Here is a 12544-nt window from a genome sequence, read left to right as displayed (position 1 = left end):
GAGCGCTGCCTTACATGGGCGCCAAAGGTGCGACGACCTCGGGCGCGGGCGTCTGGGCCTTAGGCGCATCGCCCAGCACCTTATTGGCCTGTTGCCGCATTTTCTCGAGCTCGCGACGCAGGCGTGAAGCCTCGCGGCGGCGGCGCAAAGCAGAAGGCAGGATGAGCAAGAGCGCAAATAGCGCACCCACAATGAAAGTGACCAGCATGACGACGATGAGCGGCACTTGATGCAATACGTAGTCGGCGTAGAAAGTGACGTCTACCGGGCCTGTATTGTTTAAGGCAAAAAGCAGTACCAGCACAAACACCAGCAGGCGCAAGGCCCAGATCACGTAACGCATCATTCGACTCCAGATAGCGGGAATACCGCAATTGTAAGGGAATCAGCAAGAGCGGTGAGGCCTGTGATGACAAGGTGGTGCAGCGGGGCCGCCCAAGGCCCGATCACTCCCATGGTGGCGATCTTGAAAAGCCTATGCATGAAGGCCATAGCTGTCTCGCATAAAGCAAGGATAAAAAAATACCCCCGACCTGAGCCGGAGGTATTTTGCGACACTGAGTGCCAAGACCGCAGCAAACCTGAGTTAAGCAGGTGTAGACACAGCCTTATTGGCTTCGAACGCGGCATCGACGCGTTCACGCAGTTCTTTGCCAGCCTTGAAATGCGGGACTTGCTTGCCGGGAACCATGACGGTTTCGCCGGACTTGGGGTTGCGCCCCACCCGGGGCGCACGCTTGGACAGAGAGAAACTGCCAAAACCGCGAATCTCGATGCGTTGACCATTGACCAAAGCCTGGGTCATGGCATCGAGAACGGTTTTGACCGCAATGTCCGTATCGCGCACGGCCAGCTGCGGATAGCGGCTGGCCAGCATCGCGATAAGCTCAGACTTCGTCACGCCGATCAGCCGTCGTCGCGCTGTTCGTTAAGCTTGGCCTTGAGCAAAGCACCCAGATTGGTGGTGCCCGACGAGGCGCTGGCTTCCGTCATGCGCTGGATGGTGTCAGCCGTTTCAGCGTTGTCGCGAGCCTTGATGGACAACTGGATGGAACGCGCCTTGCGATCAACGTGGATGATCATGGCTTCGACGTTGTCGCCAACGTTAAGCGCCGTGGTGGCGTCTTCAACGCGACCGCTGGAGATTTCGGAGGCACGCAGGTAGCCTTCGACGTCCAGGGACAGGGTGATGACAGCGCCCTTGGCTTCGACGGACTTGACGACGCCAGGTACAACGGCACCCTTGTCATGCGTAGCCACGAAGTTGTTGAAGGGGTCGCCTTCCAGCTGCTTGATGCCCAGCGAGATGCGTTCTTTGTCGGTGTCGATACCCAAAACCACGGCTTCGATTTCGTCGCCTTTCTTGAAGTTGCGAACGGCTTCTTCGCCGGCATCAGCCCAAGACAGATCGGACAGGTGCACCAGACCATCGATGCCACCAGGCAGACCAACGAAAACGCCGAAGTCGGTGATGGACTTGATGGCGCCGCTGACTTTGTCGCCACGCTTGAAGTTGATGGAGAACTCTTCCCATGGGTTGGCACGGCACTGCTTCATGCCCAGCGAGATGCGGCGACGGTCTTCGTCGATTTCCAGGACCATGACTTCGACTTCTTCGCCCAGGGTGACAACCTTGCGCGGATCGACGTTCTTGTTGGTCCAATCCATTTCGGAGACGTGCACCAAGCCTTCGATGCCGGCTTCGACTTCAACGAATGCACCGTAGTCGGTAAGGTTCGTGACCTTGCCGAACAGGCGGGTGCCTTGGGGGTAGCGACGAGCCAGACCGACCCAGGGATCTTCGCCCAATTGCTTGACGCCCAGCGAGACGCGGCTTTTCTCTTGGTCGAACTTGAGAACCTTGGCTTCGATTTCCTGACCCACTTGCAGGACTTCGGAGGGGTGACGGACACGGCGCCATGCCATGTCGGTGATGTGCAGCAAGCCATCGATGCCGCCGAGATCGACGAATGCGCCGTAATCGGTGATGTTCTTGACAACGCCCTTGACAACCACGCCTTCTTGCAGGGTTTCGAGCAGTTTTTGACGCTCTTCGCCCATGCTGGCTTCGAGCACGGCACGACGCGACAACACAACGTTGTTGCGCTTGCGGTCGAGCTTGATGACCTTGAACTCCATGGTCTTGCCCTCGTAGGGCGTGGTGTCCTTGACAGGACGCAGATCGACCAGGGAACCGGGCAAGAATGCACGGATAGCGTTGGTCATGACGGTAAGACCGCCCTTGACCTTGCCGGTAATGGTACCGGTGACCAGCTCGCCGGATTCGAGCGCTTGCTCGAGCGACAGCCATGCGGACAGGCGCTTGGCGCGATCACGCGACAAAATGGTGTCGCCGTAGCCGTTTTCGAGGGAGTCAATGGCGACCGATACGAAGTCACCGGCTTCGACCTCGATCTCGCCTTGATCGTTGAGGAATTCTTCGAGGGGGATGTAGGCTTCGGACTTGAGGCCTGCATTGACGACGATGAAGTTGTGATCAATGCGCAGGACTTCGGCGGAAATCACTTCGCCGGCTTTCATGTCCTGGTTTTGGATGCTTTCAGCAAAAAGCGCTGCAAAGCTTTCGCCGCCGGCGGCAGCTGTGAGTTGGTTGGAAGACATCGTAGATTCCGTTGGCCTTAAGGGGCCGAAAATAACACGCCCAAGTAAAAAAGCCCCAGGCGGAGTGGATAATATCCCGACAAATCGACCGCTAACGATTGCCACCCACAACGAGTGGCATGATCGCTATGACAAACCGAAATGGCGGGCACTGGTTTTCGACCAAAGGTCGAGCACTGCCTTGACCGTTTCCTCGACGCCCATATGCGAAGAGTCGATGGTGTGTGCGTCGCTGGCGGCACGCAAAGGTGCGTGGCTGCGACTGCGGTCACGCGCATCGCGCGCTTCCATGTCTGCAATTAGCTCATCGATTTTAGCAGAAAATCCCTTTTCCTTCAGCTGCTTACACCGCCTTTGCGCGCGCGATGCAGCATCGGCATCGAGGAATATTTTCAGGGGGGCTTCTGGGAAAACGATGGTACCCATGTCACGACCGTCCGCAACCAGCCCCGGCGCCTGCCGGAAAACGCGCTGCCGAGCCAGCAAAGCCTCGCGAAGCGGGGGCTGAGCCGCGATACGCGAGGCCAGGTTACCCACTGCCTCTTGGCGAATATCGTTCGAGACGTTTTGACCCTGCATCCAGATACCGGCACTGTCAAAACGCACATCCAGATTGCTTGCTTGCTTTGCCACTTGTTGCTGGTCTGCCGGGTCGACTTGCGCACGCAAGCAAGCCAGCGCCGCCAAGCGGTATAGGGCGCCGCTATCAAGCACATGCCACCCCAGTGCCTCTGCCACATGCTGGGCAATCGTGCCCTTACCCGAGGCTGTCGGCCCGTCTATGGTGATGACGGGTATGGAGTTCATGCGCTCTGCTCCTGAATCAGCGAATGGAAAACTTGGAAATAATCTGGGAAGGTCTTGGCCACGCACGCCGGATCCAGAATCGTCACGCGTGCCGGGCCGAACGAAGCCAATGAGAAACACATGGCCATACGGTGGTCATCGTAGGTTTCGATGGCGGCGTCACGCCAGGCATGATCTGCAATCGGATGCACCCGCAACCAGTCCGGACCAGACTCTACCTGTGCGCCCAAGCGGGCAAGTTCGGTATGCATGGCGTGGATCCGGTCAGTTTCTTTGACACGCCAACTGGCAATATTGCGCAATAGGCAAGGACCGTCGGCGAACATGGCCAGCGCCGCCGCCGTCATGGCGGCATCGGGAATCAAGTTGAAGTCTTCGTCAAACGCCTTCAAGCGTTCACCCTTGGCAACCTGCACGCCGCTGACCTGCACGGATTCCGTTTCCCACTGAACAACAGCCCCCATGCGCTGCAATACGTCGGCAAACGCAATATCGCCCTGAATGCTGCGCGAGCCCACGCCGCGCACTTTGACCGGCCCGCCACCTATGGCCCCTAAAGCCATGAAATAAGAGGCCGACGAGGCATCGCCTTCGATGGCGAGCTCGCCCGGCGCCACATAGGCGGAAGCAGCCGGCACAATGAATCGATGCCAGCCTTCGCGCTGTACATCGACCCCAAAACGAGCCATCAAGTTAAGCGTAATCAAGACATACGGCTTAGAAATGAGCTCGCCCTCAACCTCGATGATGAGCGGATGCCCGGTCGATGCCGTGCACAGCGGGGAGGCCAACAGCAAGGCAGTCAGGAACTGGCTGGAAACCGACCCTTTGACCTTGAGCGCTTGCCCTCCGCGAATGCTTCCCGATGCAATATCCAAGGGAGGATACCCCTCGTTCCCCGCATAACGAATATCCGCACCTATGCCCACCAAAGCGTCCACCAGGTCGCCTATCGGGCGCTCGTGCATGCGCGCAACGCCGTGTAAATGGTAGTGGCCGCCCAACATCGCCAACGCAGCCGTCAAGGGACGAAACGCCGTACCGGCATTACCCAGAAAAATGGATTCACGCTGGCTGCTTGGCGCGAGGCCGCCTTCGACATCAAGACGACCGTCGCCATGGTCTTCCAGCTTTACATCGAGCTGCCGCAAGGCGGCCAGCATGACGCGCGTGTCGTCGGAATCCAGCAAGCCGGATAGCCGCGTGCGCCCTTTTGCCAGCGCCGCAAGCAGCAGCACGCGATTAGAAATGCTTTTGGATCCCGGTAAAGAGATCTCGCCTTGCGCAAGTTGTGCGCGTGAAAGCACTAGCGTATTGGCGGAAGTAGAAGTCGGTTTCATGATTGGCTCCTGCCACCCCACAATCGGCGCGCCACCGCGGCGCGCTCAAGGAACTGCAACAAGCTTTGACCGTCCTGCTCACGCAAAGCCGATTCAGCCTGTTCTAAATTTGCTCGCACCAGCGCAAGTTCGGCCAGCACGGCGTCGCGGTTGGCCAGAAAGATATCGCGCCACATTTCGGCGGAACCCGCCGCAATGCGCGTGAAATCGCGAAAGCCTGTGCCGGCCAGGCTCAAGCGGCTGTCCGCATCCTCGGAAGCCAATACCTGATGCATGTACACCGACGACAGAAAGTGCGGCACGTGGCTGACCGACGCCAGGGCGCGATCATGCGCCTGAGCCGACATCAGCACAACGCGAGCGCCCACAGCGCGCCAGACATTTTCCAACCGCTCGCGTTGCGGCGGCGAATTTTCGGGCAGCGGCGTCAACACCACCACGCGACCTTCGTAGAGATCCGCCTGCGCAGCCTGCGGGCCGCTGGCCTCGGCACCCGCAATCGGATGCCCCGGCACAAACTGCCCTACTCGATCACCCAAGGCCTGGCGAGCTGCCGCGACAACGTCTTCTTTGGTACTGCCTGCATCAGTGATCAGCGTGTCGGCCCGCAAGGTCGGCAACAATTGCTCGAACAGGTTGATCATGGCACCGACCGGTGCCGCCAGCAGAATCAGGTCGGCTTGCTGCGCCGCCTCTGGCAGACTGACGATCTCGTCGATCAGCCCCAGTTGTTTGGCTTGCATCAAGGTGGCGCGGCTGCGCCCTGCCCCGACGATGCGTTTTGCCAGGCCACGACGGCGCAAGGCAGCGGCAAACGAACCACCGATCAGCCCCACGCCGACAATGGCCACGGTATCCAGCAAGGGCTGCCCGGCGGCAGAGCCCTGCAAATCAGAGGAGGAATGCGTCATGCTGCCCCCTATTGTGTCGGATAGGAACCCAGCAGCTTGAAGAAGGCGGCACGCGCCTTGAGCTGTGCCACGGCACGGCCTACGGCTTCGTCAGCGGCATGCCCCAGGATATCGATGTAGAAATAGTATTCCCACTGCCCGGTACGCGCAGGCCGAGACTCCAGGCGCGTCATGGAGACGCCGTTCTCGGCCAGCGGCGCCAGCATGTCGTAGACAGCGCCGGAACGGTTGGGCACCGCCAGGATCAGGCTGGTCTTGTCATTGCCGCTGGGTGCGACCACATCTTTACCCACGGCCAGAAAGCGCGTGCGATTGTGCGGGTCGTCCTGTATGCCCTCGGCCACAAACTGCAACCCCCAGGCACCGGCAGCAGAAGCGCCGGCAATGGCGGCAATGGAAGCATCCTGGGCCGCCAGACGGGCGGCCTCGGAATTGCTGGGCGCAGCCTCCCAGGGCAGATCGGGATAGCGCTTGGCCAACCACCCCTGGCACTGGGCCAGCGCCTGCGGATGCGCCATCACTCGCGTGACACCGTGCATGGTACCGCTTTGCGTCATCAAGCAATGCTGAATGCGCAGCGAGCGCTCGCCCATCACCTTGAGCGAAGAATTCAGGAGCAGATCCAGCGTGCGGCTGACCGCGCCTTCGGTCGAGTTTTCGACAGGCACCATGCCCACTTGGGCCTGCCCGGACTCGACGGAACGGAAGATTTCGTCAAAACTCTCGCAGCGCATAGGCACCACGGCATGACCAAAATGCTCGAAAGCAGCCTGCTCGGAGAAAGACCCCTGCGGCCCAAGATACGCAACCGTCAGCGGGCTTTCCAGCCCACGGCAGGCAGACACGATTTCCGTCCAGACGGAGGGAATGGCTGCCGAAGGGAACGGCCCACCATTGATCTGCTGCAGATGGCGCACGAGGCTGGCCTCGCGCTCGGGCTTGAGCACAGGGCCGCCCGCATCGAAAGCATGCTTGACCTCGCCGACCTGCAGCGCCACGGCGGCGCGCTGGTTCAGCAGATCAAGCAACTGGGCATCGAGCGCATCGATTTTCTCGCGCAACGGCTGCAGTTGCGCTTTGAGAGCGTCATCAACCATGTCGTTTCTCGAAGTCACGCATGAAATCCACCAGCGCCTGCACGGCCTGCAGGGGCAAGGCGTTGTAGATGGAGGCACGCATGCCGCCTACGCTCTTGTGCCCCTTGAGCTGCAACAACTGAGCTTCGCCTGCCTGCTTGAGGAAGGCATCCGTCAGGGACTCGTCGACCAACTGGAAAGGCACATTCATGCGCGAACGGAAGCGCGAATGCACGCGATTGACGTAAAAACCCGACTGATCGATGAAATCGTAAAGCAGCTTGGATTTGGCGATATTGCGCTGCTCGATGGCGGCCACACCGCCCTGCTCTCGCAGCCAGCGGAACACCAGCCCCGCCACATAGATGGCATAGGTGGGCGGCGTGTTGTACATGGAGCCCGCCTGCGCCACTTGCGCATAATCGAAAGCCGAGGGGCAGATGGGCAAGGCATGACCCAGCAGATCACGGCGCACCACCACCAGCGTCACACCAGCCGGACCGGCGTTCTTCTGGGCGCCGGCATAGGCCATGCCGATGCGCGAATAATCCATGGGCCGCGACAGGATATTGGAGGAAGCATCGACGACCACTGGCACATCGCCCTTGCCCAATTGAGCCATGTCGGGCCAATCCGCAAACTCGACACCGCCTATGGTTTCATTGCTGCAATAGTGCAGATAAGCCGCATCGGCGCGCACATTCCAGGTAGCCGGATCCGGAAACCACGTCCAGGCTTCGCAGGCCTGGCCATCCAACTCGACCGCCTGGCCGCTGCTGGCCGCCACTTGGGCGTCGCCATAGCGCTGGGCCTCTTGCCAGGATTTTTTGGACCACGAGCCCGAGACGATGTAATCAGCCTTGCCCGCCCCATTGCGACCCATGAGGTTCAAGGGAACGATGGCGTTCTGGCCGATGGCCCCGCCCGTCGTGAACAACACGGCAAACTCATCAGAGAGCCCGAGCAAGCTGCGCAGGTCGGCTTCGGCTTCTGAGCAGATCTGCATGAACTGCTTGCCGCGATGGCTCATTTCCATCACCGACATGCCGCTGCCATGCCAATCCAGCATTTCCTGGGCCGCCGTCTGCAACACCTCTACCGGCAAGACCGAAGGGCCCGCCGAAAAATTCCAGGGCCTGTTGCTCATGACGGCTCCTGCTCGGAAGCGTCGCCCTGAGACTCATCGCCGCCTTCGGCCTGCACATCTTCCAGGATGTCTTCGTCATCGACGTCGGCATCGCTTTCGACCACACGACGCACACCGGAAAGCGTGCTGTTGTCGTCCACACTGATGAGGGTAACGCCCTGGGTGGCGCGGCCCATTTCACGGATCTCGGACACACGCGTGCGCACCAGCACACCGCCTGTGGTGATGAGCATGATTTCGTCGCTGGGACGCACCAGCACGGCGCCCACCACCTTGCCGTTACGAGCGGTGGTCTGGATGGCGATCATGCCCTTGGTGCCACGACCATGGCGGGTGTATTCGGCAATGGCGGTGCGTTTGCCAAAGCCGTTTTCGGTGGCGGTCAACACGCTGGGGGCAACACGGCCTACGGCCTCGTCGCCAGGCTCAGCCGTGGTTTCGCCTTCCGGCTGGACTTCTGCCACCAACAGCGAGATGACCTGCTGGCTGTCTTCGAGGGTCATGCCGCGCACGCCCCGTGCCGTACGGCCCATCGGACGCACATCGTTTTCGTCGAAGCGCACAGCCTTGCCCGCATCGGAGAACAACATGACATCGTGCTTGCCATCGGTAAGATCAGCGCCGATCAGGTAATCGCCCTCGTCCAACGCCACGGCAATAATGCCTGCCTTGCGCGGATTGGAGAAATCGGACAGCGGCGTTTTCTTGACGGTGCCGCGGGAAGTCGCCATGAACACGTAATGATCTTCGCAGAATGCCTTGACGGCCAGCACGACGGTGATCTTCTCGCCGTCGACCAGCGGGAACATATTGACGATGGGGCGACCACGCGAGTTACGCGAACCTTGCGGGACTTCCCACACCTTGAGCCAGTAGACACGCCCGCGATCGGAGAAGCACAACAGGTAATCGTGGGTATTGGCGATGAAGAGCTGGTCTATCCAGTCGTTTTCCTTCATCGTGGTGGCCTGCTTGCCGCGCCCGCCGCGCCGCTGCGAGCGGTACTCGGACAAAGGCTGGCTCTTGATATAGCCGGCCTGCGACAGCGTGACCACCATGTCGGTGGGCGTGATCAGGTCTTCGGTATCCAGTTCGGTGGCGTTGTATTCGACCTCGGAGCGACGGGTGTCTTTGACATTGGTGCTGAACTCGGCCTTGATAGCCAGCAACTCGTCACCAATAATCTGGGTGATACGTTCAGGCTTGGCCAGAATATCCAGCAAATCAGCGATTTCGGCCATAACGTCACGATACTCGCCGATGATTTTGTCTTGCTCAAGCCCGGTCAGGCGCTGCAGGCGCATGTTCAGGATTTCCTGCGCCTGCACGTCGCTGAGGCGGTACATGCCATCGGCTTGCAAGCCATAGCTCTCGAGCAGGCTCTCGGGTCGGTAGGCCGAACGACCACCCGGCGTAACGCCCTGGTCCGCCCGTTGCAACATCTCGCGCACCAAAGAGGAATCCCAAGAGCGCGACATGATTTCTTCACGGGCCACCGGCGGCGTCGGAGCCGCCTTGATGATAGCGATGAAATCATCGATGTTGGCCAGCGCCACAGCCAGGCCTTCCAGCACGTGGCCACGGTCGCGCGCTTTGCGCAACTTGTAAACCGTTCTGCGCGTCACGACTTCACGGCGATGCGCCAAGAAGTACTCAATCATTTGCTTCAGGTTGAGCAAGCGGGGCTGGCCGTCGACCAGCGCCACCAGGTTCATCCCGAAGGTGTCTTGCAACTGCGTGTTTTTATAGAGGTTATTGAGTACGACCTCGGGAACCTCGCCGCGCTTGAGCTCGATGACCAAACGCATACCGTCTTTGTCGGACTCGTCACGAATATCAGAAATACCCTCTATTTTCTTTTCGTTGACGAGTTCGGCAATGCGTTCCTGCAAGGACTTTTTGTTGACCTGGTAGGGAATCGCGTCCACCACAATGGCCTGACGATTGCCTTTTTCGAGGTCTTCGAAGTGAGCCTTTGCCCGCATGATGACCCGGCCACGCCCGGTGCGATAACCTTCTCGCACGCCGGACATGCCATAAATGATGCCGCCGGTAGGAAAATCGGGCGCGGGAATGCGTTCGATAAGTTCATCTATGGAACATTCGGGATTACGCAGACAGTAAAGGCAGCCCTCTATGACTTCAGCCAGGTTATGCGGCGGAATATTCGTGGCCATGCCCACTGCAATGCCCGAACTGCCGTTGACCAGCAGGTTAGGCAGGCGAGCCGGAAGCAAAGTGGGCTCTTGTTCGCTACCATCGTAGTTAGGCGCAAAATCGACGGTTTCCTGGTCGATGTCAGCCAATAACTCGTGAGCAATTTTGGAAAGACGGATTTCGGTATACCGCATGGCAGCGGCTCCGTCACCGTCGACTGAGCCAAAGTTGCCCTGACCATCTACCAACATATAGCGCAGCGAGAAATCCTGAGCCATACGCACAATGGTGTCGTATACCGCTTGGTCGCCATGAGGGTGATATTTACCGATGACGTCACCGACAATACGCGCCGACTTCTTATAAGGCCGGTTCCAGTCGTTGTTGAGCTCGTGCATGGCGTACAACACACGCCTATGAACGGGTTTGAGGCCATCGCGCACATCGGGCAACGCTCGGCCGACGATGACGCTCATGGCGTAGTCCAGGTAACTGCGGCGCATCTCTTCTTCAAGAGAAATCGGCAGTGTTTCTTTGGCGAAAGAATCCATGAGTCCCTAAATATCCCTACAGGAAAACCAAGTCGGGCCCAGCCATCCGGCACAAGCAAATAGGAAATTCTAGCATTTCCAGTTACTTGCCATGGATTCAGGGGCTAAGTGCGGCTTTGGCCGATCACCGGGGCCACGCCCAACACATTGTTGCCCAAAACCAACGCTTTACGCTGCCACAGCAGAATAAATACCCCCCTAACCCTATGGCGAGGCTCTGTGACTCATGCAAATGAGTCGAAATGCCATATCATGGGCTCTGATAACGCCCGGAACTTTCGGTAAGGCAAGCACTCCAAGCGCGGTATTGCCACTGCAATTCGTTTAAATTGTTTTGCATTGGACTCTTTTACTGTTCTTCTAGGCATTGCTATACTGGGCACGATTTTATTTAAGCGGCGGAGGTTCGCTGCGCTCACCTACCAGCATCAAGCTCAACGAGGAGAAACATGAATAAACCCTCCAAATTCGCAATGGCGCTTGCCATCGCCGCCTTTTCGGCAGCGGGCGCAGCTTCGGCGCAAACTGTCGACAACTGGCAAAACCCTTACGGTGATGTCTGGAAAAACGGCACCAACGAACTGTGCTGGCGCGATGCCTTCTGGACGCCCGCAACCGGTATCCCCGGGTGTGACGGCGTGCCCGTCGCTCAGCAAGCTCCCGCTCCTGTCGTCGCTCCTGCAGCCAGCAAAGTCGTCCTGAACGCAGACACGTTCTTCGACTTCGACAAGTCCACACTCAAGCCTGAAGGCCGTCAAGTGCTGGATCAAGTCGCTGCTCAAGCCGCCAACCTGAACCTCGAAACCATTATCGCTGTCGGCTACACCGACTCCATCGGTACGGTTGAATACAACTTGGGCCTGTCCAAGCGTCGTGCAGCTGCGGTCAAGGACTACTTGGTCAGCAAGGGCATCGATCCCAACCGTATCTACACCGAAGGCAAGGGCAAAGCTGACCCCGTCGCCAGCAACGCTACCGCCGCCGGTCGCGCTCAAAACCGTCGCGTAGAAATCGAAATCGTCGGCACCCGCCGTTAATTTCGTTTCACAGCCTGCAGCATTACAGGCTGTCACGGTTCAAAGGCCCCGCTTCGGCGGGGTCTTTGCTTTTTGGCCTGCACTCGCCTTTGCCTAGTACAATTCCAGCTAGCCTTATCATCAAGCCATGCTAGCCGCCTCTGTGCGTGGCCTTCAGGAATACCCCATGACCTCGCCCACTTCCGCCGCCCCCTCCAACGTCGATCAGGCTGAGCTCGACAAGTTCAGCGCACTGGCCTCTCGCTGGTGGGACCCCGAAAGCGAATTCAAGCCCCTGCATGCCATCAACCCTTTGCGCCAAGCCTGGATACAGGATCTTAGCGCCGGCCTGCAAGGCAAGCAGGTTCTGGACGTAGGATGCGGCGGTGGCATTTTGGCCGAAGGCATGGCGCGCCAGGGGGCACACGTCACCGGTATAGATTTAGCCGAAAAATCGCTGCAGATTGCCCGCTTGCATGGGCTGGAATCAGGTGTACCGGTTGATTACCAGCTCATCAGTGTAGAGACGCTCGCCCAACAGCAGCCCGCCAGTTTCGATATCGTCACCTGCATGGAAATGCTGGAGCACGTACCCGACCCCACATCTATCGTGCGTGCCTGCTCGCAGTTGGTCAAACCTGGCGGCTGGGTGTTTTTTTCCACCCTGAACCGCAACCCAAAATCCTTCCTGTTTGCCATCGTAGGCGCCGAATACATCTTGCGTCTCCTACCTCGCGGCACGCATCAATACGAAAGCTTCATCAAACCCAGCGAGCTGGCGGCCTCGGCAAGAATGTCGAACCTGGACGTGCATGGCATGAAGGGCATGTCGTATAACCCCATTACTGATCACTATTCACTGTCCAATGACACCTCGGTCAACTACCTGATGGCGACCCGGAAAAAGGCTTAAAACT

Annotated in this window: 11 protein-coding genes; 2 read left to right on the top strand and 9 right to left on the bottom strand. The window is 58.9% G+C overall.

Features of this window, described 5'->3' with window-relative positions:
- Positions 1-10: 10 nt before the first annotated feature.
- The 9 genes from H0484_RS09630 to gyrA all read right to left on the bottom strand — a co-directional run bounded on the left by H0484_RS09630 (position 11) and on the right by gyrA (position 10611).
- Positions 11-343 carry a lipopolysaccharide assembly protein LapA domain-containing protein gene (locus H0484_RS09630; protein WP_226954450.1) on the bottom strand — a complete coding sequence of 111 codons (333 nt, stop codon included), beginning with the start codon at positions 341-343 and terminating at the stop codon, positions 11-13.
- Positions 344-586: 243 nt separating this feature from the next.
- Positions 587-901 carry an integration host factor subunit beta gene (locus H0484_RS09625; protein WP_315859946.1) on the bottom strand — a complete coding sequence of 105 codons (315 nt, stop codon included), beginning with the start codon at positions 899-901 and terminating at the stop codon, positions 587-589.
- Positions 902-906: 5 nt separating this feature from the next.
- The gene (gene rpsA, locus H0484_RS09620) at positions 907-2622 is read right to left on the bottom strand and encodes a 30S ribosomal protein S1 (RefSeq protein WP_226954356.1); all 1716 of its coding nucleotides are present in this window, start codon (positions 2620-2622) and stop codon (positions 907-909) included.
- 126 nt (positions 2623-2748) lie between these two features.
- The gene (cmk, locus tag H0484_RS09615; RefSeq protein WP_226954355.1) at positions 2749-3429 is read right to left on the bottom strand and encodes a (d)CMP kinase; all 681 of its coding nucleotides are present in this window, start codon (positions 3427-3429) and stop codon (positions 2749-2751) included.
- The gene (gene aroA, locus H0484_RS09610) at positions 3426-4769 is read right to left on the bottom strand and encodes a 3-phosphoshikimate 1-carboxyvinyltransferase (protein WP_226954354.1); all 1344 of its coding nucleotides are present in this window, start codon (positions 4767-4769) and stop codon (positions 3426-3428) included. Before aroA ends, cmk begins: the two co-directional genes overlap by 4 nt.
- Positions 4766-5680 carry a prephenate dehydrogenase gene (locus H0484_RS09605; protein WP_226954353.1) on the bottom strand — a complete coding sequence of 305 codons (915 nt, stop codon included), beginning with the start codon at positions 5678-5680 and terminating at the stop codon, positions 4766-4768. The genes aroA and H0484_RS09605 overlap by 4 nt, the downstream gene beginning before the upstream one ends.
- Before the next feature lie 8 nt (positions 5681-5688).
- Positions 5689-6777 carry a prephenate dehydratase gene (gene pheA / locus H0484_RS09600; RefSeq protein WP_226954352.1) on the bottom strand — a complete coding sequence of 363 codons (1089 nt, stop codon included), beginning with the start codon at positions 6775-6777 and terminating at the stop codon, positions 5689-5691.
- Entirely contained in the window at positions 6770-7903 is a 1134-nt protein-coding gene (serC, locus tag H0484_RS09595) for a 3-phosphoserine/phosphohydroxythreonine transaminase (RefSeq protein WP_226954351.1), read from the bottom strand. Before serC ends, pheA begins: the two co-directional genes overlap by 8 nt.
- Positions 7900-10611: a DNA gyrase subunit A gene (gyrA, locus tag H0484_RS09590; RefSeq protein ID WP_226954350.1), complete on the bottom strand. Its 2712-nt coding sequence runs from the start codon at positions 10609-10611 to the stop codon at positions 7900-7902. The genes serC and gyrA overlap by 4 nt, the downstream gene beginning before the upstream one ends.
- A gap of 449 nt (positions 10612-11060) precedes the next feature.
- Here gyrA and ompA point away from each other — a divergent pair, with 449 nt between their 5' ends.
- Entirely contained in the window at positions 11061-11648 is a 588-nt protein-coding gene (gene ompA, locus H0484_RS09585; RefSeq protein WP_226954349.1) for an outer membrane protein OmpA, read from the top strand.
- A 166-nt stretch (positions 11649-11814) separates the two neighbouring features.
- Complete coding sequence (ubiG, locus tag H0484_RS09580; protein ID WP_226954449.1) at positions 11815-12540, top strand: bifunctional 2-polyprenyl-6-hydroxyphenol methylase/3-demethylubiquinol 3-O-methyltransferase UbiG; 726 nt, start codon at positions 11815-11817, stop codon at positions 12538-12540.
- Positions 12541-12544: the final 4 nt, after the last annotated feature.

Source organism: Mesopusillimonas faecipullorum, assembly GCF_020539505.1.
Lineage (GTDB): Bacteria > Pseudomonadota > Gammaproteobacteria > Burkholderiales > Burkholderiaceae_B > Mesopusillimonas > Mesopusillimonas faecipullorum.
This window is presented reverse-complemented; position numbering and strand designations above follow the sequence as displayed.

Excerpts from the sequence above, each read along its gene's own strand:
- H0484_RS09630 (WP_226954450.1), bottom strand. The coding sequence starts at position 343 with ATGCGTTACGTGATCTGGGCCTTGCGCCTGCTGGTGTTTGTGCTGGTA.
- ompA (WP_226954349.1), top strand. The coding sequence starts at position 11,061 with ATGAATAAACCCTCCAAATTCGCAATGGCGCTTGCCATCGCCGCCTTT.
- rpsA (WP_226954356.1), bottom strand. The coding sequence starts at position 2,622 with ATGTCTTCCAACCAACTCACAGCTGCCGCCGGCGGCGAAAGCTTTGCA.
- pheA (WP_226954352.1), bottom strand. The coding sequence starts at position 6,777 with ATGGTTGATGACGCTCTCAAAGCGCAACTGCAGCCGTTGCGCGAGAAA.
- ubiG (WP_226954449.1), top strand. The coding sequence starts at position 11,815 with ATGACCTCGCCCACTTCCGCCGCCCCCTCCAACGTCGATCAGGCTGAG.
- serC (WP_226954351.1), bottom strand. The coding sequence starts at position 7,903 with ATGAGCAACAGGCCCTGGAATTTTTCGGCGGGCCCTTCGGTCTTGCCG.
- cmk (WP_226954355.1), bottom strand. The coding sequence starts at position 3,429 with ATGAACTCCATACCCGTCATCACCATAGACGGGCCGACAGCCTCGGGT.
- gyrA (WP_226954350.1), bottom strand. The coding sequence starts at position 10,611 with ATGGATTCTTTCGCCAAAGAAACACTGCCGATTTCTCTTGAAGAAGAG.
- H0484_RS09605 (WP_226954353.1), bottom strand. The coding sequence starts at position 5,680 with ATGACGCATTCCTCCTCTGATTTGCAGGGCTCTGCCGCCGGGCAGCCC.
- aroA (WP_226954354.1), bottom strand. The coding sequence starts at position 4,769 with ATGAAACCGACTTCTACTTCCGCCAATACGCTAGTGCTTTCACGCGCA.